General features: G+C 46.8%; 23 protein-coding genes and 1 other RNA gene. 13 read left to right on the forward strand and 11 right to left on the reverse strand.

What is annotated here, in order from left to right:
- Positions 1 to 2: 2 nt before the first annotated feature.
- The 4 genes from Q1A40_RS05610 to Q1A40_RS05625 form a co-directional block, all read right to left on the reverse strand.
- Positions 3 to 542, reverse strand: coding sequence for an AAA family ATPase (locus tag Q1A40_RS05610; protein WP_299998457.1), 540 nt, complete (start codon positions 540 to 542; stop codon positions 3 to 5).
- Between the two features lie 46 nt (positions 543 to 588).
- Positions 589 to 1,365, reverse strand: coding sequence for a DNA alkylation repair protein (locus Q1A40_RS05615; protein WP_299998458.1), 777 nt, complete (start codon positions 1,363 to 1,365; stop codon positions 589 to 591).
- Entirely contained in the window at positions 1,362 to 1,868 is a 507-nt protein-coding gene (locus Q1A40_RS05620) for a MarR family winged helix-turn-helix transcriptional regulator (protein ID WP_299998459.1), read from the reverse strand. The genes Q1A40_RS05615 and Q1A40_RS05620 overlap by 4 nt, the downstream gene beginning before the upstream one ends.
- A 136-nt stretch (positions 1,869 to 2,004) precedes the next feature.
- Positions 2,005 to 3,051 (reverse strand): PLP-dependent cysteine synthase family protein, encoded by a 1,047-nt coding sequence (locus Q1A40_RS05625; RefSeq protein ID WP_299998460.1) that lies wholly within the window; start codon positions 3,049 to 3,051, stop codon positions 2,005 to 2,007.
- Positions 3,052 to 3,166: 115 nt separating this feature from the next.
- Between Q1A40_RS05625 and Q1A40_RS05630 the strand changes: the two genes are divergently transcribed.
- The 5 genes from Q1A40_RS05630 (at position 3,167) to amtB (ending at position 9,146) form a co-directional block, all read left to right on the forward strand.
- A complete protein-coding gene (locus tag Q1A40_RS05630) occupies positions 3,167 to 3,625 on the forward strand; it encodes an Lrp/AsnC family transcriptional regulator (RefSeq protein ID WP_299998461.1) in 459 nt (152 codons plus the stop codon).
- 79 nt (positions 3,626 to 3,704) lie between these two features.
- Positions 3,705 to 5,483 (forward strand): SmdA family multidrug ABC transporter permease/ATP-binding protein, encoded by a 1,779-nt coding sequence (locus Q1A40_RS05635; RefSeq protein WP_299998462.1) that lies wholly within the window; start codon positions 3,705 to 3,707, stop codon positions 5,481 to 5,483.
- Complete coding sequence (locus Q1A40_RS05640; protein WP_299998463.1) at positions 5,476 to 7,248, forward strand: SmdB family multidrug efflux ABC transporter permease/ATP-binding protein; 1,773 nt, start codon at positions 5,476 to 5,478, stop codon at positions 7,246 to 7,248. The genes Q1A40_RS05635 and Q1A40_RS05640 overlap by 8 nt, the downstream gene beginning before the upstream one ends.
- A gap of 236 nt (positions 7,249 to 7,484) precedes the next feature.
- The gene (glnK, locus tag Q1A40_RS05645; protein WP_299998464.1) at positions 7,485 to 7,823 is read left to right on the forward strand and encodes a P-II family nitrogen regulator; all 339 of its coding nucleotides are present in this window, start codon (positions 7,485 to 7,487) and stop codon (positions 7,821 to 7,823) included.
- Positions 7,824 to 7,850: 27 nt separating this feature from the next.
- Positions 7,851 to 9,146, forward strand: a complete 1,296-nt coding sequence (gene amtB, locus Q1A40_RS05650) for an ammonium transporter AmtB (protein WP_299998465.1) — start codon at positions 7,851 to 7,853, stop codon at positions 9,144 to 9,146.
- Between the two features lie 52 nt (positions 9,147 to 9,198).
- Here the strand turns inward: amtB and tesB are convergent, their stop codons facing one another.
- Both tesB and Q1A40_RS05660 read right to left on the reverse strand, forming a co-directional pair.
- Positions 9,199 to 10,059, reverse strand: a complete 861-nt coding sequence (gene tesB / locus Q1A40_RS05655; protein ID WP_299998466.1) for an acyl-CoA thioesterase II — start codon at positions 10,057 to 10,059, stop codon at positions 9,199 to 9,201.
- A 139-nt stretch (positions 10,060 to 10,198) separates the two neighbouring features.
- A complete protein-coding gene (locus Q1A40_RS05660) occupies positions 10,199 to 10,510 on the reverse strand; it encodes an MGMT family protein (protein ID WP_299998467.1) in 312 nt (103 codons plus the stop codon).
- 166 nt (positions 10,511 to 10,676) lie between these two features.
- Here Q1A40_RS05660 and ffs point away from each other — a divergent pair.
- Positions 10,677 to 10,773: signal recognition particle sRNA small type (gene ffs, locus Q1A40_RS05665), an RNA gene on the forward strand.
- Between the two features lie 388 nt (positions 10,774 to 11,161).
- Here ffs and Q1A40_RS05670 read toward each other — a convergent pair.
- The 3 genes from Q1A40_RS05670 to Q1A40_RS05680 form a co-directional block, all read right to left on the reverse strand.
- The gene (locus Q1A40_RS05670; RefSeq protein ID WP_299998468.1) at positions 11,162 to 11,761 is read right to left on the reverse strand and encodes a glutathione S-transferase family protein; all 600 of its coding nucleotides are present in this window, start codon (positions 11,759 to 11,761) and stop codon (positions 11,162 to 11,164) included.
- 56 nt (positions 11,762 to 11,817) lie between these two features.
- Positions 11,818 to 12,516 (reverse strand): YafY family protein, encoded by a 699-nt coding sequence (locus Q1A40_RS05675; protein WP_299998469.1) that lies wholly within the window; start codon positions 12,514 to 12,516, stop codon positions 11,818 to 11,820.
- 253 nt (positions 12,517 to 12,769) lie between these two features.
- Positions 12,770 to 13,693, reverse strand: coding sequence for a cation diffusion facilitator family transporter (locus Q1A40_RS05680; RefSeq protein WP_299998470.1), 924 nt, complete (start codon positions 13,691 to 13,693; stop codon positions 12,770 to 12,772).
- A gap of 731 nt (positions 13,694 to 14,424) precedes the next feature.
- On the opposite strand from Q1A40_RS05680, the gene Q1A40_RS05685 reads away from it, so the two are divergent.
- The 3 genes from Q1A40_RS05685 (at position 14,425) to Q1A40_RS05695 (ending at position 15,937) form a co-directional block, all read left to right on the forward strand.
- Positions 14,425 to 14,655 carry a hypothetical protein gene (locus Q1A40_RS05685; RefSeq protein ID WP_299998471.1) on the forward strand — a complete coding sequence of 77 codons (231 nt, stop codon included), beginning with the start codon at positions 14,425 to 14,427 and terminating at the stop codon, positions 14,653 to 14,655.
- Positions 14,656 to 15,284: 629 nt separating this feature from the next.
- Positions 15,285 to 15,434, forward strand: coding sequence for a hypothetical protein (locus tag Q1A40_RS05690; protein ID WP_299998472.1), 150 nt, complete (start codon positions 15,285 to 15,287; stop codon positions 15,432 to 15,434).
- 233 nt (positions 15,435 to 15,667) lie between these two features.
- Positions 15,668 to 15,937 (forward strand): hypothetical protein, encoded by a 270-nt coding sequence (locus Q1A40_RS05695; RefSeq protein WP_299998473.1) that lies wholly within the window; start codon positions 15,668 to 15,670, stop codon positions 15,935 to 15,937.
- A gap of 97 nt (positions 15,938 to 16,034) precedes the next feature.
- Here the strand turns inward: Q1A40_RS05695 and Q1A40_RS05700 are convergent, their stop codons facing one another.
- Complete coding sequence (locus tag Q1A40_RS05700; RefSeq protein ID WP_299998475.1) at positions 16,035 to 17,462, reverse strand: PLP-dependent aminotransferase family protein; 1,428 nt, start codon at positions 17,460 to 17,462, stop codon at positions 16,035 to 16,037.
- Between the two features lie 98 nt (positions 17,463 to 17,560).
- On the opposite strand from Q1A40_RS05700, the gene Q1A40_RS05705 reads away from it, so the two are divergent.
- Positions 17,561 to 18,178 carry a hypothetical protein gene (locus tag Q1A40_RS05705; protein ID WP_299998590.1) on the forward strand — a complete coding sequence of 206 codons (618 nt, stop codon included), beginning with the start codon at positions 17,561 to 17,563 and terminating at the stop codon, positions 18,176 to 18,178.
- Positions 18,179 to 18,265: 87 nt separating this feature from the next.
- Positions 18,266 to 19,090: an N-acetyltransferase gene (locus Q1A40_RS05710; protein ID WP_299998477.1), complete on the forward strand. Its 825-nt coding sequence runs from the start codon at positions 18,266 to 18,268 to the stop codon at positions 19,088 to 19,090.
- Between the two features lie 118 nt (positions 19,091 to 19,208).
- Here Q1A40_RS05710 and gdhA read toward each other — a convergent pair whose 3' ends face one another.
- The gene (gene gdhA, locus Q1A40_RS05715) at positions 19,209 to 20,552 is read right to left on the reverse strand and encodes an NADP-specific glutamate dehydrogenase (RefSeq protein ID WP_299998479.1); all 1,344 of its coding nucleotides are present in this window, start codon (positions 20,550 to 20,552) and stop codon (positions 19,209 to 19,211) included.
- Positions 20,553 to 21,443: 891 nt separating this feature from the next.
- Between gdhA and ivbL the strand changes: the two genes are divergently transcribed.
- On the forward strand, positions 21,444 to 21,542 hold the full coding sequence (ivbL, locus tag Q1A40_RS05720) for an ilvB operon leader peptide IvbL (RefSeq protein ID WP_299998481.1): 99 nt from the start codon (positions 21,444 to 21,446) through the stop codon (positions 21,540 to 21,542).
- Between the two features lie 110 nt (positions 21,543 to 21,652).
- A complete protein-coding gene (ilvB, locus tag Q1A40_RS05725) occupies positions 21,653 to 23,341 on the forward strand; it encodes an acetolactate synthase large subunit (protein WP_299998482.1) in 1,689 nt (562 codons plus the stop codon).
- The last annotated feature ends 2 nt before the right edge of the window (positions 23,342 to 23,343 follow it).

The following is a 23,343-nucleotide window of genomic DNA, read 5'->3' on the forward strand; positions in this document are numbered from 1 at the left end:
TTTTACTCTGATGTTTTCAGGGTTTTCAGTACAAAGTCAGCGCGTTCTTTCACTCCGCATTTTGGTAGCAGCGATATCTCATAGCCGAGTGCTGGATAAGTCCGCTCTAATCGTTCAAATTCAATTCTTGCCGCCGCGATATCATGACGACGATCCGAGTCCTGGACATAGATTTCAGGCCAGGGGGGGGTCAGAAATACTGTTGGATGATAACGATAGTGTTCCCTGAGCATTGCCAATAGTGGCTCCCCGGTTAAGGCTTCAAAAGCTGCGGTAACATCAATTAATCCGCGATCGAAAAATATCCATTTCTTACTGTCAGGCAAAGCGTTCAGATAGTCGTTCTGTGACATTTCAATCGCGCGACACAGGAAAGATGCCATATCAATCCAGGGGACAGCCTGACCATTGGTGAGCAGCTCTTCCTGAATAATTCGCCGTCCGGGTTCAGCGAAGACGGTATAGCCGCGTCTTTCCAGCTCTGCGAGTAGGGTACTTTTCCCGCCGCCTGAACAGCCGGAAATAATAACGAATGGATTCATCAGGTTTACCCTTGTCTTGTGAATATGTAAATCGTCGCCGTTCTCTCTATTTCACATTCCGCAACGCGCGCTGACAAATGCGCCGGGTGGCATCAGTGGGACTATCCAACAACCATTGCTCACAAAGCTGGCTTACCCAGACCGGCTGGTCTTTGGCGGCATCGTTGAGCCAGTTGGCGACGGAGTCCTGGACGTAGACAGAAGGATCAGCGCGTAAGGGGGAAAGAATTGGCAGGGCCTGTTCAGGATGCTGCTTAAACTCGGCAATATGACTGCACCAGACTCCACGCGGACGTATGGATTCACTGGCAAAACGACGCACTCTTTCTGACGGTGAGCGTGTCCATTCGCTCAGACAAGTGACCGTTATCGTTAAATTTGACACCAGATGCGGGCGTACCGCCATCCAGGCCCATTCACGTACGCCAAAATGTTCGTCATCTGCCAGAGGCTGAATAAGGGCTAATCTTGTCTGAAGCGCCAGCCCGGTCTGTGCTCCAATCATAAAACAAGCCCAGCCACGTACGGTATCTGAACCATGTGTCTGGCAGCGGTTAATTCCCTCTGTCCCTGTTTCCTTAAGTAGCAGAGCACTGATGGTTTGCATACGCTTGAGAATACCCAACTGGCAAGCAGCGTTGGCAGCGGCCAGCGTGGATTTTGATAATGCAGGAAAAACAGCCTGTAACAGTTGGGCTTGATTGAGGGCCAGTCCTTCGGTAAGGGTAGCGCTGGGGATCGTGCCTTGTGACAGAGCTTGCAGGATATCAGATGGAATATCAGCAGTGCGGCTAAAGCCCTTACGTGGGAGTGTCTGACTCATTGAGATATCTCCTTTTCTGATTGGTTAAGGCCAGTTGATACCTTGTTCAACAGTATTGCCAGTTGCTCACGTTCTGTCGTAGACAAGCTGCCAAACAGACTGGCAATCCAGCGGCTGTGACTATCAAAAACCTGTTTCGCTGTTTGCCTGCCCTTATCAGTTAGCTGGATGCGCAGGGCGCGACGATCCTGTTTTGCTGCCTGACGTTCGATAAGCGCTTCACGTTCAAGACTGTCAAGGAGCCCTGTTACGGTGGCCCGGGTTACGCCTGCTCGTTCAGCCAGTTCATTAGGAGCCAGCCCTTCTCCGGCAGCGTCGAGTAAAAATAACATCACGAAACGGCCTTCTGACAAGCCATATGGCGCCAGCAATCTGGCGCAGTCATTATCAATCTGTGAAGCCAGAGAAAGAGTTTGAAAGCAGAGTTGAATGCCCTCTGGATCATTAAGCTGACGCTGCCTGGCTTCTTGCAGCAGCGCCTGGTATTTTTGTTCAAGGATCATTTTTGATGTCGCCATATAATATGGTGACTAACTATATCCTGGTGATGAGACTTAACGCTATTTGAGATTTTCAGAATGTGAGCTATCCCACATCATTGGCGAATGATGTGGGAAGGAAGGATAAAACTGACCGTGTCTACTTTACCAGCTCGCTGAGCTGATGTTGCCAGGGTTGTAAGCTACCGATATTCTCTTCAACCCACTGTGGGTTGTAGTAAGTATCCAGATAACGTTCACCGCTATCACAAAGCAGAGTGACGATAGATCCCGCTTGTCCGTTCGCGTGCATTTTCGCGGCAAGCTGAAGTACGCCCCACATATTGGTTCCGGTAGAGGCCCCTACTTTGCGTCCCAACAGGGTCTCCAGCCATTGCATGGTCGCGACACTGGCCCCATCGGGAACACGCATCATGTCGTCAATCACATCGGGAATAAAAGAAGGTTCACAACGCGGGCGACCAATACCTTCTATCTTGCTGCCTGTTGGGCCGGTGAGTCTGCAGTCACGTTGTTGCCAGTAGTCCATAAAAACTGAATGCTGCGGATCAACCACCAGTAACTTCGTTTTATATCCCTGATAACGGATATAGCGTCCGAGTGTGGCAGAGCTGCCGCCCGTACCGGCGCTCATTACAATATAGTCCGGAATAGGATGGGGCTCATGCGTCATCTGGCGGAAAATGCTGTCCGCAATATTGTTATTACCGCGCCAGTCCGTTGCCCGTTCGGCATAGGTAAACTGATCCATATAGTGGCCGTTCAGGTCGCGTGCGAGCTTTTCTGAGGCGGCATAGATTTCAGAGGAGTGATCGACAAAATGGCACTGGCCGCCATAGAAGGCGATTTGTTCTATTTTTCGTCTGGCCGTACAGGCAGGCATCACGGCAATAAAGGGCAGCCCCAACAGGCGGGCAAAATAGGCTTCTGATACGGCAGTGGATCCCGAAGAAGCCTCAATAATGGTCGTCCCTTGTTTTATCCAGCCGTTACACAGGCCATAAAGAAACAAAGAACGGGCCAGACGGTGCTTCAGGCTACCGGTTGGATGGGTACTTTCGTCTTTTAAATAGAGTTGAATTCCCGGAAAAGCGGGTAAAGCAAAACGAATTAAATGGGTATCTGCCGAACGTTGATAATCGGCATTGATTTCGCTGATAGCGTTGTTAACCCAGGCATTGCTCATAGCACATTCTCTTTTATCAATTTGTGCGTAGAATAACGTATAATGAAGATAAAAAAGTTGCTAATTTTCCTTCAAGTGGCTTCTTTTGTAGAAAATTATTCTCTATGGGTAGGGTATGATAGATAAAATAGATCGTCAGCTGCTCACGATGCTACAAGATGACTGTACGCTTTCTTTGCAGACCTTGGCTGATGCCGTTAATCTGACCACCACGCCTTGTTGGAAACGTTTAAAACGCCTGGAAGATGAAGGTTTTATTCGCGGTAAAGTCGCCTTACTGGACCCGGAAAAACTGGGACTAGCGCTGACTGCTTTTGTGCTGATTAAAACCCAGCAACACAGCCGTGAATGGTACAGCCAATTTGTTTCTGTGGTTGAAGTGATGCCAGAAGTTTTAGGGTTTTGGCGTATGGCTGGTGAGTACGACTACCTGATACAAGTGCAGGTGGCTGATATGAAGCAGTATGATGAGTTCTATAAACGGCTTGTTAACGGTATGCCGGGACTTAGCGATGTGACGTCGAGTTTTGCTATGGAACAGATAAAATATACCACTGTATTACCCCTTGTGTAATGCACTCACACTTAATGAATGCTAAACGACCTTTAAGCAGCGTCAGGGCCCGGTAGCTGCAACTCAGGATGTAAATTTCGTGCGATTATTTGCTCAATTAAGCTGGTATTTTACTCGCGAGTGGCGACGCTATCTCGGCGCGGTATCATTATTGATAATCATTGCAGTGCTACAACTGTTCCCGCCTAAACTGGTCGGGGTGATTGTTGACGGTGTTCATCAACAAACGCTGACATCGTCAGAAATTCTGCTGTGGATTGGCACTATTCTGGCGATTGCCATTACTGTCTATCTGTTGCGCTATGTCTGGCGCGTTCTGCTGTTTGGGGCATCCTACCAGTTAGCGATTGAACTGCGCGAAGATTATTACCAGAAGCTGAGCCACCATCACCCTGAGTTCTATCAGCGTTACCGTACCGGAGACTTAATTGCCCGTGCCACTAACGATGTGGACAGAGTGGTATTTGCTGCGGGAGAGGGGGTACTGACGCTGGTCGACTCCTTGGTCATGGGACTTGCTGTCTTGATTGTTATGTCTACCCAGATAAGCTTTCCTCTGACGCTACTGGCACTGTTGCCCATGCCGATTATGGCACTGGTGATTAAGCGTGATGGCGAACGATTACATGAGCGCTTTAAAGTGGCCCAGGCAGCGTTTTCGGTACTTAATAACCGAACTCAGGAAAGTATGACCAGTATCCGGATGATCAAGGCATTCGGACTTGAAAACCGTCAGTCAACACTATTTTCAGATGAAGCCCAGGATGCGGGCGAGAAAAATATGCGCGTGGCGCGTGTTGATGCCCGCTTTAATCCGACTATTTATGTCGCAATTGGGGTGGCTAATTTCCTGGCCATTGGCGGCGGTAGCTGGATGGTGGTTGAAGGTCAGTTAACGCTTGGGCAGTTAACCAGTTTTATGATGTACCTCGGGTTAATGATTTGGCCAATGCTGGCGCTGGCGTGGATGTTTAATATCGTTGAGCGAGGCAGTGCCGCCTACAGTCGTATTCGTTCCCTGCTTGACGAAAAACCTCAGGTGATTGATGGTTCTCTGCCTGTTCCTGCTGGGCGCGCCAGTCTTGATGTTACTGTGAATCGCTTTTGCTATCCGCAAACCGAACAAGCGGTGCTGGAGAACGTCTCTTTGATTCTGAAACCAGGTGAAATGCTTGGACTATGCGGACCTACCGGAAGCGGAAAAAGTACCTTACTGGCATTAATTCAGCGTCACTTTGATGTGAATGAAGGGGAGATCCGCTATCACGATATTCCCCTGAAACAGTTGACCCTTGATAGTTGGCGAAACCGACTTGCCGTGGTGAACCAGACGCCTTTCCTCTTTTCGGACACTGTCGCCAGTAACATTGCTTTAGGTCATCCGGGCGCGAATCAGCAACAAATAGAAGAGGCTGCGCGTCTGGCCTGTGTTCATGAAGATATTCTGCGTCTGCCTCAAGGCTATGAAACTGAAGTCGGGGAGCGTGGCGTTATGCTTTCAGGAGGACAGAAACAACGGATCTCTATTGCACGCGCTTTGTTGCTGGATACTGAGATTTTGATCCTCGACGATGCGCTTTCTGCTGTTGACGGGCGTACTGAACACGACATTCTGGCTAATTTACGCCAATGGGGTGAACAACGCACCGTAATCATCAGCGCTCATCGGCTCTCTGCCCTGACCGAGGCCAGTGAAGTCCTGGTATTACAGCATGGTAATGTCAGCCAGCGCGGAACCCATGATGAATTAGCCGCAGAAACGGGCTGGTATCGGGATATGTACCGCTATCAGCAACTGGAAGCCGCGCTGGATGATTATCAGCAGCCAGAAAGAAGCCAGGGAGAGAGCAATGCGTAAGCAACAATGGCCAACGATAAAACGTCTACTAGCTTATGGCATGCCTTGGCGTAAACCCTTATCCGCGGCAATGATTATTATGTGGATTGCTGCCGGGGCAGAAGTCACCGGTCCGGTTATCGTCAGCTATTTTATTGATAATCTTGTTGCTCAGAACCGTCTGCCATTGGGGCTGGTGGCTGGGCTGGCAACAGCCTACTTAATGCTGGTCTGCCTGGCGGCATTACTCAACTACTACCAGGCCCTCTTGTTTAATACCGCAGCGGTTGGTGTAGTACAAAAATTACGTAGTGATGTGATGGATGCCGCACTTCGTCAGCCGTTGAGCGCTTTTGATACCCAGCCTGTCGGGCAAATCATTTCGCGTATTACCAATGACACGGAAGTGATTCGTGACCTGTATATCACCGTCGTTGCCACGGTTTTGCGCAGTGCTGCACTGATAAGCGCCATGCTGGTGGCGATGTTCAGCCTTGACTGGCGTATGGCTCTGGTGGCTATCACGATGTTTCCGGCAGTATTTACGGTCATGTTTATTTATCAGCGTTACAGTACGCCGATTGTACGCAGAGTCCGTGGATATCTGGCGGATATCAACAATGGTTTTAATGAAGTCATCAATGGTATGGCGATTATTCAGCAGTTTCGCCAGCAAGCGCGTTTTGGTGAGCGTATGGGGCGGGCAAGCCGATCGCATTATCTGGCGCGTATGCAAACCTTACGGCTGGATGGATGGTTGCTCCGTCCATTATTGAGCCTGTTTGCCGCCATGATCCTCTGTGGGCTATTGCTGTTATTTGGTTTTAGCGAACCGGGTATGATTGAGGTCGGAGTGTTGTATGCCTTTATCAACTATCTGAGCCGATTAAACGAACCCTTAATTGAACTGACGACTCAGCAGTCCATTCTGCAACAGGCAGTAGTCGCCGGAGAGCGTGTATTCGAGCTGATGGACGGTAAACGTCAGGATTATGGAAACGATAATCGCCCGCTGGAAAGCGGTAATATCGCGATCAAAAATCTCTCTTTTGCCTACCGCGACGATAATAAAGTGCTGGACGATATCAGTATCGAGATCCCCTCAGGGAATTTTGTTGCGCTGGTGGGACATACCGGGAGCGGAAAAAGTACTTTGGCGAACTTACTGATGGGCTATTACCCGTTAACCGCCGGGGAAATTTTTCTTGACGGGCGAGAACTCAGTACTCTCAGCCACCAGGCGCTTCGCAGCGGTATCGCGATGGTGCAACAAGATCCGGTCGTCACGGCAGACTCGCTCTTTGTCAATGTCACACTGGGGCGGGAGGTAGGCGAAAGTCAGGTCTGGCAGGCACTGGAAACTGTAAAAATGGCCGATTTCGCGCGTGCACTACCTGAGGGCATTCATACCCGGCTCGGTGAGCAAGGTAATAATCTTTCTGTCGGGCAAAAGCAATTGCTGGCCCTGGCGCGTGTGCTGGTGGATGTTCCACGCATTCTTATTCTGGATGAAGCCACCGCGAATATCGATTCGGGAACTGAGCAGGCTATCCAACAGGCGCTGGCAGTGGTGCGGAAAAAAACCACGCTTATCGTTATTGCTCATCGGCTTTCGACTATCACCGATGCAGATACTATTTTGGTGCTTCATCGTGGCCAGGCCGTTGAACGAGGTAAACACAGCGAGCTACTGGCACAGCAGGGACGTTACTGGCAAATGTATCAGCTTCAGTTGGCCGGTGAGGCTTTAGTGGCGACGATTCAGGAAGAAACTGCCCTCGCGTAACATAAAACAGGCCGACTCTTAACATTTTGCACCGAGCTGGCTATCAGATAACGCACCATTGCACTGCAATGGTGCGTTTTTTTTAACCTGTAGTCTGCGGGTTATCCATAACCAGCCTTCCGTGCTTCGCTATTCCCATTTTTGTTACAAAAAAAACGGCTGCTGAATTTTTGGCACGGGACTTGCTTTTAATAACTCCATACAGGTAATGACCTGATCTCAAGAGGAGAGGAACAATGAAGCTGGTTACTGTGGTTATTAAACCATTCAAACTCGAAGACGTACGTGAAGCGCTCTCTTTAATCGGCATTCAAGGGCTAACCGTAACTGAAGTCAAAGGCTTTGGGCGCCAGAAGGGGCATGCCGAGCTGTATCGTGGCGCTGAATATAATGTCAATTTTCTGCCTAAAGTGAAGATTGAAGTGGCTATTACCGATGAGCAACTCGATGAAGTGATTGAGGTAATGAGTAAATCAGCCTGGACTGGAAAAATTGGTGACGGCAAGATTTTTGTGACTGAGTTACAACGCGTAATCCGGATTCGTACCGGTGAAACAGATGAAGACGCCCTGTAATTAATTGACCGCAAACGGACGGAAAACATGAAAAGACTCACTTCATACTTGGTTTTTGGCGGTCTGGCTATGATGCCTGCGCTTGCAATGGCAGCACCTGCTGCTGTGGTGGTGGCTGATAAAGCGGACAACGCTTTTCTGATGATTTGTACTGCGCTGGTCTTATTTATGACCATTCCGGGACTTGCATTATTTTACGGCGGTCTGATCCGCGCGAAAAACGTCCTCTCTATGATGTCACAAATCATTGTCAGTTTTGCGCTGGTTTGTGTCTTGTGGGTAGTCTACGGTTATTCGCTGGCATTCGGCCCCGGTAACAATTTCTTCGGTGATTTTGACTGGGCGATGTTAAGCAATATGGAAATCACCACGGTCACCGGAACGATATATCAATATATCCACGTGGCATTCCAGGGATCCTTTGCTTGTATTACCGTTGCGCTGATTGTCGGGGCTTTGGCTGAGCGTGTTCGCTTCTCTGCGGTGCTTATTTTTGTGGTTGTCTGGTTTACCTTCTCTTACCTGCCAATCGCACATATGGTCTGGGGCGGTGGTTTACTGGCAGCCCATGGTGCGCTGGACTTTGCGGGCGGAACTGTCGTGCATATTAACGCCGCGGTTGCAGGCCTGGTGGGGGCTTACTTCCTTGGGAAACGTACTGGTTTTGGCAAAGAAGCGATTAAACCTCATAACCTGCCAATGGTCTTTACCGGTACTGCGATTCTGTATATCGGCTGGTTTGGCTTCAACGCCGGTTCTGCTGGTGCAGCCGATGAAATTGCCGGACTGGCATTTGTCAACACCGTGGTAGCAACAGCAGCAGGTATTCTGGGTTGGGTATTGGGTGAGTGGATAGTTCGTGGTAAGCCTTCGTTACTGGGTGCCTGTTCGGGGGCGATTGCCGGTCTGGTTGGTATCACCCCAGCTTGTGGTTTCGTCGGTGTTGGTGGTGCAATGATTATTGGTGTGGTTACGGGTGTCGCCGGACTGTGGGGCGTAACGATGCTGAAAAAATGGCTGCGTGTCGATGACCCTTGTGATGTGTTCGGTGTTCATGGGGTATGCGGAATTGTCGGTTGTATCCTGACCGGTGTCTTTGCGGCAACCTCACTGGGCGGTGTTGGATACGCGGATGATATGACAATGGGAGCGCAAGTGCTGGTACAGCTGGAAAGTATCGCTATCACTTTGGTCTGGTCTGGTGTGGTCGCTTATATCGGCTTTAAACTGGCAGACCTCACTGTAGGTGTGCGTGTCAGCGAGGAGCAAGAGCGTGAAGGCCTGGATGTGAACAGCCACGGCGAAAGTGCTTATAACAACTAAGTTGACCTGATAATTCTTCCCCCTCGCCTGAAATTGCGAGGGGGACGTTTTTTTAACTACGCTTTCTGATAACACCTTCCTGTACCGTCGATGCGACCAGCAGACCTTCCTGATTATAAAACTCACCACGCACAAAACCACGAGCCCCTGAAGCAGAGGTACTTTCCACGCTGTATAACAACCAGTCATTCAGATTGAATGGGCGGTGGAACCACATAGAGTGGTCAATGGTGGCTACCTGCATACCCGGCTCGAGAAAGCCCAGCCCTTGTGGCTGCAGCGCCGTCGGCAGAAAGTTAAAGTCTGAAGCATACCCCAGTAACGACTGATGGGTACGGAAGTCATCAGGCATTGTGCCATTTGCCCGCATCCAGGTTTGACGAGCCGGGACATCAACATGGCCTTTCAGTGGGTTATGAAACACCACAGGGCGCATTTCGATGGGGCGTTCACAGAGAAATTTTTCTTTAAACACCGGGGGTAAAAACTTTTCCAGAGAACGGGCAATTTCAGTTTCTGATGGCAACTTTGCAGGGCCGGGAACCTCTGGCATCTGTTTTTGATGCTCAAAACCTGATTCCGGAGCCTGAAAAGAGGCGGTCATATAAAAAATAGGTTTACCATTTTGAATCGCTGATATTCGGCGTGCGCTAAAACTGTTACCGTCACGTAAGATTTCTACATCATAAACAATGGGTTTCTGGCTATCGCCGGGGCGTAAGAAATAACTATGGAATGAATGCACCAGTCTGTCTGCTGATACGGTTTCTTTTGCCGCATACAGTGCCTGCCCGACAACTTGTCCGCCAAATACCTGACGTAGCCCTAAGTCTTCGCTTTGACCGCGGAACAGTCCTTCTTCAATCTTTTCCAGATTAAGTAATGCTAATAAATTGCTAAGCGCTTGACTCATAACGTGTCCTCAAAAAAGGTAAAGCGATACAGAAGTGATTATATCATGCTCCCTCTTTTATCAGGGGCTGATGCTGAATCAGGTGATACCAGGCTATCTGAAAGGGTTAAGGTTAAAGCCTCTGCCACGGTTAAAACGATTAGATACGCCAGCGATAACGTGCCATATCTATCTGACCGTTACTGGATACCTGAATACCTTCGGCGACCAATGCTTCGCGTTGACGTAAAAAGTCTGGCCCGGTTAAAGACAAAAGCCCCAGGCGATTAACGACCCTGTGCCATGGCAGACGACTTCCTTCAGGCAGACGTTTTAATACCCCCCCAACTTGCCGTGCTGCACGGGGTGAACCCGCCAGAGCCGCAATATCACCATAGGTCGTCACACAGCCTTCAGGAATCGCTGCCAGAATGTGATAGACCCGTTGTGGGAAGGAATCATTGTTATCCATATCTGTCTCCTGAATCAAAGCTTGCTAAGAATAGTCGGGCTCTGCCTGTACGCCAAGTAATAAATGCACAATAAAACAACATCTAATCTGTGGTGCCTTGCAATTACCTTGGTCAATGTGGATAATGCGGCTGCGCGTTGGATAACAACGCCCTCAATGGGGGCCCTATTGGTTCTCCCGCAACACTAACTTGTGAACTCGGTCAGGTCCGGAAGGAAGCAGCCGCAGCAAGCGCCGTGTGTGCCGGGATGTAGCTGGTAGGGCCCCCACCCAATTCTGGGTAAGCCCATCATATTCCCCTAAGACCTCTTTCATCTGTACATTGAAAGGCAGTGATACCGCGTTTGTGTATCGCTTGAAGAGCTAATCAGTGTCGCACAGATAAGCTCAAGTCAGTGGTGTTTTTAAATCTTGTGAAACAACAAGGCGGGGTTACAGGTGTTCAGGAGCCAATAATATCGAAGATAGTTCATCGGGTATTCACCAGCCCAATCTCGCTATATTATTTAACGAGTGTGAGCCAGTGAATGAGTATTATTTTTTTAAATTTCCGAATTCATTTATGTCATTGAAAATTATTTGTTTTCATAGAGCAGGATGGTTTCGGATATACGCAGAGAATATTGCGTCACTGGCTTCTGGAAGCCAGTATTAGTTTTCCATTCCCGCCTTAAATTCAGGTAGCTGCTTCAAAGTATTAAGATAACGGGTAATGATCGGGTAACCCTGCAGCATATTTATCTTTTCGAGAAAAATTAAAAAATAACCCATATAAATATCCACCGCGGTTAATGAGGAACCACAAATATAGGGTGAGAGTTTACTGAACTCACTTTCTATACACGCCATCACTCGTTGCCAGGATCCAAAACCTGACATATGCTGCTGTTCTTCCGTTAATTCGATTCCCATTTGTTGGGCAGTGAAAGCCGCTTCTAAAGGACCTGCTGCAAACGCAAACCAGCGGTAGTAATGAGCTCTTTCAGGCGAGTTTAATGCTGGTGAAAGACCTTTTTCTGGGAATTTATCTGCAAGATACAGACAAATAGCCGCGCTTTCAGTCACGACAATATCACCATCAGTGAGAGTAGGGACTTTTCCCATCGGGTTAAGAGCGAGATATTCGTGAGTATGCATCTCCTCCCCATAAGCTAATTCAATGCGTCGATAGGGAATATCTAAGAATTTGAATAGCAAATCGATAGTATTACCCCTGGACATCGCATTGGTATACAACGTTAATGTGGTCATATTGCTCTCCTTGAAAAATGTAATATTCAACCAGGAGAGTATAAGGAGGGGCTGTGTCAGTTCTTGTCAGGAGTCTCGGTCAAAATACTTTTTCTCCACTGTGTCAGCAGATAACCTTTCGGATAGGGAAGTTTATCCGGCAGGGGAAAAAGTTCATTGATTCTGTCCAGTCGAAAATGGCGATAGTCACCTCGCAATTCACACCAGGCTGCAACTACTTGAACCTCATGCATATAACCCAATGCCACAGGCCAGATCACTCTCTGCGTTAACTGCTGAGCCTGATCCTGATACTTAATGCGAATTTTACACTCATCTCTCAAACTGCGGCGTAAGGCAATGGCAATAGGATCCTTGACTTGTGAAGGACGACTGCTGGGAGCAAAAAGTGAATTTTGCAGAAAAACAGACTGTGATTCCTGGTTAACGACTCCACTTATCTTATTTGCGGCACGTTTAGCTGAAGCGGCAAGTTCGTTATCACCATGGCTTTCAACCCAACGTAAACCCAGTATCAGAGCTTCCAGTTCGGCAGTATCAAAGAGTAAAGGAGGAAGCAGTAAGCCTGATTTATACAGAAAGCCGATACCTGCTTCACCGACAATTTCAGCCCCCTGCTGGCGCAGAGTTTCAATATCCCGGTAGATAGATCGAACACTGACATTACACTGAGCTGCAAGTCGTTCAGCGGTCATGGGGTAGCGATTTTCTTTTAGCAGTTGCAGTAATGTCAGTAAGCGCTGGGTACGAGTCATAAGTTTTCTGTAAGTAAAATAGTGGCGTTAAGTATATAGAAAACAGTCGGAATTAAGACTATCAATCCAGTTTGCTTATGCAGGTAATTGTTACCGTACCATCCTGGATATTTTATCGATGCCAAAATCGCCTACTACATCACCTACTACAGTATTTTTCAGATTCTCTGCTTGCGGCTTCTGATAACTTACATTCGATACGCCCTTGACAGTCCCGGTTTAAAAGGAAGCAGATAACGTCGCCACACAATAGTTAAACTTGCTGCGGTTCATGCTGAGAAATGATTGGATCGATATGCAGCATAATATTCAGCACATCGTGATTTTTCATGACCTGTTCTCTGACAGCAACGGCGATATCATGGCCTTGTTTTACTGACAACCAGGCATTCACTTCCAGGTGGGCATCAACCAGAATAAGATCGCCTGCTTTACGGGTTTTTACATCATGTAATCCATCAACCCCTGGAACGGCAAGGATCGTATTTTTAATCTCTTGTTCGGTAGTGCTATCGACAGAGCGGTCCATTAAGTCATTCAGTGCTTCGGCAGTGAAGCGGTAGCCCATAAGGGCAATCATCACGCCGACTATCATAGCGGCAACGGGATCAAACCAGGTCAATCCTGCCAGGTTACCGATGATACCCGCAGCGACCACGACTGAGGAGGCGGCATCTGAGCGAGCGTGCCAGGCATTGGCTATCAGCATCGAAGACTGTACGCGTTTTGCGACTTTTAACATGTAGCGAAACAGAAGCTCTTTAATGGCAATAGCCCCTAAGGCAACCCACAGTGCAACCATATGGACTTCGGGTATGGTTTCGTGGTGCCATAATTTGCCCATTGCTGACCACAGCATACCGGCTCCGACCAGACACAATATTGCGCCAATAATCAGCGACGCCCCATTTTCATAGCGCCAGTGGCCATAATGATGATCGCTGTCAGAGGGCTTACGGCTTTTTTTATTGGCAACCAGCACAACAAAGTCGGCGATTAAATCTGAAAAAGAGTGCATTCCATCAGCAATAAGTCCTTGAGAACCAGAGAATATACCAATGATAATCTGGAAACAGGATAAAAAAAGATTTAAAACTACGCTTACTAAAGTACTGTTACGGGCAGCACGAGAACGCTCATGATATTTATTATCATTTTCTGTATTTATATTTTTCATCGCTGATACTCTTAGTATTAAAATATTGCAACCCATGAATAATAACTGATGAAAATCTATTAGGCTAACTTTTTATCGTTCGTTGTTTAATATGCATTATGGTATTTTATGTGAATAATAATGATTCTTGATATCTTTAATTGCCAGTTTTTAATTGTTATATATTTATTTCTTTCTTACCATGATAGTAAATCGTAGTTGCGTTGTTTTATTATTTTCTTGGTGACTTATTTTTTTTGATGCTGATGGTTATGAAGATAAATATTCAATTAAGTAAACTCTCTCTCACTATGGTTATTCTTTATTAATGACGTTGTTGATATTACATTAATATTGACGCATATAATAAATCACGCATCTATGCCATGATAGAGCATGACCCCAGCAATTTTTTCTAAGATTTTTCCTGGTAGTAACAACACTATTTATAATGGATCTTTTAATGAATAATCTGAGTCGTGTTATAATCGTTAAAATAAATAGATTGCACTGAGATAATAAACTAAGAAATGAGTGTTTCATTTGTAAAAATATCGTGAACATTTTAAGCCATGAGCTTTTTATTCTGAAAGTAATTGACAATTGATAAAAAAAAAGCAGAATGTATAAGATTAGATATTATTTTATCTTACATTATCATTAGTTATTAAGAGCAGCTCAATGAGACATGGAAAAATATTAATACTTACAGTCTATAAGCTTCATGCTAAAAATTCATAAGGAAAAAACTAATGTTACATTTAACCACTATCTCTAACGAAGATGTAATGTTGCAGGTCAGTGATATACTATTGATAAAGTCATGTGGTAGTGCAAAAACCATCATCCAGTTACGAGGTGTATCAGAGCAGTTAACAATTGATGCGAGCTTCGATCAAATCAAGAGTGCAATCAATAATGAACAGTCACATTTGACTGACGTATTGAGCCCTTTGAAAATAGTGACAAGAAATAAGATTTAATACTCCTGTATTGTGGTGTTATCGGTATTATCAATATGCCATACTCCAGTGAATGGCATAATAAGTACAGCCATTAGTCCAGTTAATTTCATTTCTTGGTAACAGCCCTTATAACGAAACAGTTAAACGTATCCATTTAATCAATGGGTTGCCGTTGTCGTTTTCGCGTGTTGCAGGGGTTGCTTTACGGTGACTTAATATCCCACATCAAAGAGTTCAGGGAAAATATCTTGATAGTAAATTATAGGGAGAATATAAAAAACCTTAAGACTTTATTTCAGTCTCGCAGTAACGTTAATGGGCATCTCTTTTATAACGTTCCCTTTGCCAAGATAACGAAAAATCATATTGGGGTGGGATTACTATTCTCTGTCACTGTAACTAACTTTTTTTTGCTATAAATATATACCGGATATCCGTATGGGGATTTATTTTTACCGGGCGGTATAGATAAAATTAGCATTTTCTTTAGCAATTTAAAGTATCTTAGATTAAAAAATAGCCGCTAATACTTTCTTTAATGGGCTATCCTAAGGGCCAGCATGGCGTGATCCTGCTACTTCTCCTGAAGTCATACGCCGTGTTGATGAAGGACTCATGGATTTGAAGCATTAACCCTGACAACGTTTGTGGCCAACTCAACAGAACGAATCGGAATAGTGGGCTTAAATATCGCTAGCTCATCCCTTTCCAGTGAAGCCATGCACTCTGATACCATCGAGTTTCGTCATGAGATTGGTGCGCATGGGTTAGGGGAGGAAGTCCTGGCCGCTTTGTAATATGCGGCTTAAGGAAAGAGAATTCTGGCCGGGTTTGCTCTTCTGATCTGCGCGATTATTATTGACCGGATTATTCAGTCTCAGTGTTTTCAGTAATAGAGTAAAAATAACAATGAGAAAGGCAGCATGACTCCGTCAATTATGACAGAAATATTAAATTTAACGCACTGGCTGGATTTTTATTCTTCCTTATAGTATTAAAAATACTACTTTTTTCGTCTCAGAGGCAGATTATGACCAACGTTACACTAAATGTGAAAATAAGCAGTGAATTGAAAGAAAAAATTCGTCTTTATGCCGAAGAGAGACAAGAAACGTTGGGGGCTGTCACAGAAGCACTATTAACCAGGGCGCTGGCCCTGAGCCTCGAAGAAGGCGAAGCCGTAGAGGATAGCGTTGAAGAAAGTGAAGTTGATAATCTGCATACAGAAGAGAAACGTGTACCACCTTTGAGCGATCATGAAATAAAAGCATTGCGCAAACTGTTGAAGAAGAAAAAGTAAAAAATAGGACACATTGTGTCACCTGATAAATAAAAGCGGCCACGCTATGAGCAGGCCCCATTATGTTGAGTCGCTTTTATATTTTTGTTACCTGTATTCAGACAATAATGCCACGAGTCCTTTCTGATGGTTCTTCCATCAGCAACTGCCAGATAGGTTGTAACCGTTCCAGAGCCTGGTACATCGCTTGCGTTTCGAGCGTAAAAGGCAGACGTAAATAACGCTCAAATGCGCCATCCACCCCAAATCTTGGTCCGGCTCCAATCCGAATTCCGGCACTTTCCGCATGAGCAGCAAAGACGGTTGCCTGAGCTTTAGGCAGCGCTATCCACCAGGACAGTCCGCCTTCCGGCTGTTCGGTTTTCCAGTCCGGGAACAGTTTTCCCAGGGCCGCAAAACTGGCGTCACGTCTTTGACGTAGCAGATCACGTCGTTGTGGTAAAAAACTATTTGCCTCGTTAAGCAAAGCAATAGTTGCCAATTGTTCCAGAATCGGTGTGCCAAGATCAAACGTATTACGTACTTGGATAAGCGCATTAATGGTTTTACGCGAGGCTCTAATCCAGCCAACGCGTAGTCCGCCCCAGAAACTCTTACTGGCCGAGCCCAGCGTAATGACATTATCTGCGTGATCAAAAGCCGCCACAGGGGGAGGTGGCGGTTGATCGAACCATAAATCGACCATGGTTTCGTCAATCACCAGCGCAGTACGGCTGGCAGCAGCAACATCGCAGATCCGTTGCCGGGTCTCCTTATCCATACAACGACCAGTCGGATTATGAAAATCGGGTAGCAAATATGCTAGGCGAGGCGAAGTCTGAGCTATTGTGGCGGCCAGGCCTTCTACATCCCAGCCGTTGCTCGGTAAACTGACCGCCACCGGGCGACATGAGGTGCCACGGATCGTCGCCAGGGCAACCGAGTAAGTGGGATTTTCAATCACCACCCGATCGCCCGGTCCGGTTAACAGACGCAGTACCAGACCCAGTCCACTTAAAGCACCATTGACGACCATTATTTGATCCGGATCGGTTGGCAAGCCACGAGAACAGTAGCGTTCTGCGATCGCTTCACGTAACGGCAATATTCCCTGGCTGTTATAACCCGTTGAACCCAAATATTCTGGTAGCGCAGTCAGCGCTGTCGCATAGGCCTGATGAATTTCAGGACCAGCACTCAGTGAGGCACCTGATAAATCCAGTACCGGAGCTATCCCTGGCAATGGTGAAACGGCTGGGTTGCTTTCAGGGAGTAATGTGACTGATCCGGAACCCTGGCGGCTTGCCAGATAACCCTGTTCTCTCAGTAGCGCCAGGGCAGAAGTCAAGGTGGTACGGCTGACATTCAGTAAGGTGGAAAGATCTCGCTCTCCAGGCAGGCGGCTGTCGAGTGGCAGTCGACCATCGAGGATCAACAACCTCAGTCCACCAGCAAGTTGCTGATAAACAGGTATGCGAGAGTTTTCTTGATGCCACTCTCCCAGGAGTCGGGATAATGATGTTGCTCCAATTCTGCGCTGGCTCATAGCAGTCCACTTTTTTATAACTGGATATTAATAATAAGTCCATTTTGATTCAGAGTATATATCCAGTGTAAGACATAAAGAAAAGGGGATTGAAAATGATGGCTCGTCGACTGATACAACTTTATACAGGGCTTATTTTATACGGCGTCTCAGTGGCGATGTATGTACGGGCTGATTTAGGCGCTGACCCTTGGAATGTGTTCCACTTAGGCGTCGCGCGAATTTTTTCGCTGAATCTTGGCGTTGTAATGATAGGTGTTGGGGCTCTGATACTGTTGTTGTGGATCCCACTGCGTACCCGTCCGGGGATCGGGACTATCAGTAATGTGATTGTTCTTGGCCTTGCCGCTGATGCCGCACTAACGATTATGCCGCCAATAGAATCGTTAGCGCTCAGAACAGGGCTGCTTATTGCCGCTCTGATTGTGAATGGCATGGCAACAGGTATGTACATTGGTGCGGGATTAGGGGCCGGACCACGTGATGGGTTGATGACCGGGATCCATGCCAGGACCGGTTGGTCGATACGGAGCATCCGTACCGCAATAGAAGTGACTGTATTAATCGCTGGATGGTTAATGGGCGGAGCCTTTGGAGTCGGAACGGTATTATATGCGTTGGCGATAGGGCCATTAATTCAGTTCTTTTTACCTTGGTTCCAGACTGCCCAGAGGAAAAAACCGCTTCCAACTGTAGCAGAAACAGCTGTCGAATAAGTTTGTTTGTTCCTTCAGAATATAGCCATATCTTAAGATATTAAACAGCTGATACATTCGTATCAGTTGGCTATTCTGGGAGACATCATGCTCGACACTATCACTTGCACGACGGCTGCATATTGGAACAGCTATCAACTGGCAGCGATTCTGACTTCCTGTTTTGAAGGGTATATGACCCCTTTCACCATCCAGGGAGATGCGTTTGTCGCTCGTTTTGCTGCTGAAGATATTAGCCTGAATGACAGTCTGGTCTGGCTTCAAGAGGGACAAACCGTTGCTCTTGCTTTAATTGCCCGCCGTGGGAGAACCTGTCGTCTCGCTGCTTTTGCTATTCGTCCAGCACTACGTGGCCAAGGATTGGGCAAACATTGTATTCAACAATTGATTGATGCTGCGCATGAGCGAAATGATAAGACCTTTTTTCTTGAAGTCATTACTGACAATCAGAGTGGTGTTGCTCTCTACCAGCGGATGGGATTTACCATACAGCAAACACTTATAGGTTTTCATGCTCCGTCACTTCCAGCGACTCAATCCGCTGGACAATTAATTGAAATAGCTCCTCTGTATATGGCCCGTAAAATGATGGCCGACCCTCATCACCATTTGCCTTGGCTAAGTGCGGCTGAAACGCTGTATAAATTACCGGGTAAAGCATTCACGCTCGATGACGTTGCTTATGGAATGGTTATTCCTGGCGATCCCGCAAAATTACGTATGCTGTATGTTGAGCCTCATGCTCGCGGACGGGGAGAGGCAAAAACCTTACTGATGTTGTTGCGTGAAAAATTTGGCTATTTATCTACAGCCGTCGCGATACCTGAATCGTTATCCCCCTTGTTCTTATCTTGCGGTTTTATTGAAGAGCCGATTAAACAATATGAGATGAGCCAGCAGTTATCATCTTAAGATCCTCTTCACCCTCCTGAACTGACCTGATAAATAGCAGGCAAAAAAATACCTGCTATAAATCAGCAGGTATTTTTGCGGTTAGCCGGGGTTCAGAACGACCCCGGCAGACCAGAAATCAGAGTACGCCCTGAGCCAGCATGGCATCAGCAACTTTAACGAAACCAGCGATATTTGCGCCACGTACGTATTGGGTTTGCTTGCCTTCGCCGCCGTATTCAACACATGAGTGGTGAATATCCAGCATGATGTGCTGCAGACGAGAATCAACTTCTTCAGCTTTCCAGCTAAAGCGCGCCGCATTCTGAGCCATTTCCAGACCGGAAGTCGCAACGCCACCCGCGTTAGCGGCTTTACCTGGTGCAAACAATACGCCGGCTTCAATAAACAGGTCGGTTGCTGCGATAGTCGTTGGCATGTTGGCACCTTCTGCCACCGCTTTAACGCCGTTAGCAATCAGTACGCGGGCTGCTTCAACGTCCAGCTCATTCTGTGTTGCACATGGCAGAGCGATATCCGCCGGAACACCCCATGGCTGCTGACCTTCAAGATAAGTCAGACCAAACTCACGAGCATAATCAGACAGACGGCCATCACGGCTGGCTTTAATTTCGCACAGACGCGCTAATTTCTCGGTGGTAAAGCCAGCTTCATCAACCACAGTACCGTTGGAATCAGACGCAGTAATAACACGAGCACCCAGCTCCATTGCTTTTTCGATAGCATACTGAGCAACGTTACCTGAACCCGATACCGAAACACGCATATCTTCGAAACCAAGACCGTGGCGTTTCAGCATGGCGTCAGTAAAGTAAACCAGACCATAACCGGTTGCTTCCGGACGAATCAGACTGCCACCAAATGACAATCCCTTACCGGTGAATACGCAAGCGGTATTATTGGACAGTTTTTTCATCATACCAGCCATATAACCGACTTCACGACCACCTACACCGATATCACCCGCAGGAACGTCAGTATCCGGACCCAAGTGACGGTATAATTCCAGCATCAGTGACTGGCAGAAACGCATGATTTCGCCTTCGCTTTTGCCTTTCGGATTGAAATCACTGCCACCTTTACCGCCACCCATAGGCAGGGTTGTCAGAGCATTTTTGAACGTTTGCTCGAAGCCCAGGAACTTCAGGATTGACAGGTTAACAGAAGGATGGAAACGCATACCGCCTTTGAATGGACCGATCGCTGAGTTGAACTGTACACGGAAGGCACGGTTAACTTGGACCTGATTTTTGTCATCAACCCACGGCACCCGGAACTGAATAACACGCTCAGGTTCCACCAGACGCTCAAGCAGGCTCTGCTGGCGATACTGTGGATTGTTTTCCAGGAAAGGCCACAGTGTGGTCATTACCTCTCGAACGGCTTGAGCAAACTCAACTTGATGCGGGTCACGTGATTGAACGGAGGATAAGAAATCTTCGAGAGTTAACAACTGCGGCATACTAATTAATTCCTCTGATAAACGGTTGTTGGTGTGCAATCAATTTCTGTATTCGTGATTTGACTATAACATTTTCTGATAAATGGACATCAAGCAGTTTTTTTCAGCAAAGAAAAAAAATGAACTGGCGGGGAGAAATTATCCTTTTCAAACACCAATAACAGCCCGTAATGACGGCAATATCATCAAAAATTAAAGTAGTATTTCCAGAACGCTACCGCTGCGATTAAATCAAATAGTGGATAGGTTATCAATGCAAAGTCTTATGTTATCTGAGAAGGGGAAACGAATTTATTGATAAATTATCCTGTTATATTTCTATTTTGTGGTTTTTAATGCCACCCAGGCGCCTTTTGTTCATTATTTATCTGGCTTTGCATTGTTATAGATCCGTTTTCATGTTTTTTATTACCTATCAGCCGGATGCGACGAACAACCTTTTTTTATTGCCACTCATTATTATGTTTAACGGGTGATAGTAGGGATATCATCTCGCATTTTGCCTTTAATACCTTTTATATATTCTGATATTTTTAATCTATGGTGAGATATTATATGGTCTGATATGGTTTTAGTGTGTTGATTAACAATATTACTTTCTCAATAGTAGATATAAGTGTTTATTATGAGTATTGTTAACGGATTGTTATCCTTGGGATGTGATGTATAAAGTCATATGAAAAACTTATGTTATCTTTGCGTCATTCATATGAAAAACTTATGTTGATTGCCCTTTATGATAATCTGTAGTGTAAAAAGCACTTCACTTCTGCCAATACATCAAAGTGTTATACCGATCACATTTATAACTATAAGGTTAAATTCCAGTTGTATGATGTGAATGAGTGTGATTGTATCAATAACGACTTTTAATAAGGATTCAGGTACCCCATGACCACTCAACATTATACCTCTCGACTACTAGTTACCGCGCTACCAGCCGCGGTAGTCGTCGTGCGTGTGGTGGTGGTCGTCGGCAACGCGCCGTAGGGACTGAATCAACGCATCGATTCCAAACCCCGCCGGCGCAAACCGGGCGGGGTTTCTTGTTTAGTGCCTGCCCAGTAAGTCAGCCGACGAATAATAAGAAGGACTGGAGCATGGCAATTTCGGACACACCCACACAACGTATAACTGGTGCGCAGCTGATCGTAAAAATGCTGGAGCATCATGGTATTTCTACCGTCACCGGTATTCCGGGGGGGACCGTTCTTCCGCTTTATAACGCTCTCAGCCAAAGTGGTTCTATTCGTCATATTCTGGCGCGTCATGAACAAGGTGCAGGTTTTATGGCTCAGGGAATGGCTCGCACCAGTGGCAAGGCTGCTGTTTGTCTGGCTTGTAGCGGACCCGGTGCGACCAATCTGGTGACGGCTATCGCTGATGCTCGTCTCGATTCTATCCCCTTAATTTGTATTACCGGTCAGGTGCCTACCGCGATGATTGGCACGGATGCATTCCAGGAAGTGGATACCTACGGCATTTCTATTCCTGTCACCAAACACAACTATCTGGTGCGTGATATCAGTGAACTGCCACAAGTGTTTACTGATGCCTTCCGTATTGCTCAGTCCGGGCGTCCGGGACCAGTATGGATTGATATTCCTAAAGATGTTCAAACGGCTGAAATTGATATCAGTGAACTTCCCGCGATAGCCGACATCCTGAAGCCAGTTGCCGTTGAACGTCAGATCATTGCCGATGCGGCTGCCATGATTAATCAGGCTAAACGCCCGGTATTGTATCTGGGGGGCGGTATCATCAGTGCCGGTGCTGCAGAGCAGGCTCGTGCTCTGGCAGAACAGGCAAACTTACCGACCACTATGACCCTGATGGCATTGGGGACCTTGCCTGCGAATCATCCGTTATCCTTAGGGATGCTGGGAATGCACGGGGCGCGCAGCACAAACTTTATTCTTCAGGAAGCTGACTTACTGATTGTTCTCGGCGCGCGCTTTGATGACCGGGCAATTGGCAAAACAGAAGCTTTCTGTCCGAATGCGAAGATAATCCATGTCGATATTGACCGCGCTGAATTAGGCAAGATTAAACAGGCCAATATTGCTATTCAGGGTGATGTCAGCGAAGTATTAAGCCAGCTCACACCACATATCGAGGCTCAATCTCGCACAGAATGGCGCCAGACAGTCAGTGATTTACAGCGTGAGTTTCCGTTTGCGATGCCGGGGGCTGATAATCCTTTAATGCCTTATGGTTTGATCCGTGCGACAGCAGCCTGCGTTGATGACCAGGCAATTATCACAACAGACGTTGGACAGCATCAGATGTGGGTGGCTCAGGCTTATCCACTCAATCGTCCTCGTCAGTGGCTGACTTCGGGCGGACTGGGAACGATGGGCTTTGGCTTACCGGCCGCGGTAGGTGCTGCATTGGCGAATCCATCCCAGAAAGTCTTGTGCTTCACCGGCGATGGTAGCCTGATGATGAATATCCAGGAGATGGCGACAGCGGCAGAAAACCAACTGGATGTGAAAATTATTCTGATGAACAACCAGGCATTAGGTTTGGTGCACCAACAGCAAACGTTGTTTTATCAGCAAAATGTTTTCGCGGCCACATATCCGGGAACGATTGATTTTCTGACTATTGCACGTGGATTCGGTCTGGCAACCTGTGACTTAAATGCAGTAGCCGATCCTTTTGCTGCTTTGCAGGAGGCTATTTCACGTCCGGGACCTTGTTTGATTCATGTACGTATTGATACTGATGAGAAAGTTTATCCGATGGTGCCACCAGGCGCTGCTAATATTGAGATGATTGGAGAGTAATT

The organism is uncultured Cedecea sp. (assembly GCF_947498825.1).
Classification (GTDB): Bacteria; Pseudomonadota; Gammaproteobacteria; order Enterobacterales; family Enterobacteriaceae; genus JGM124.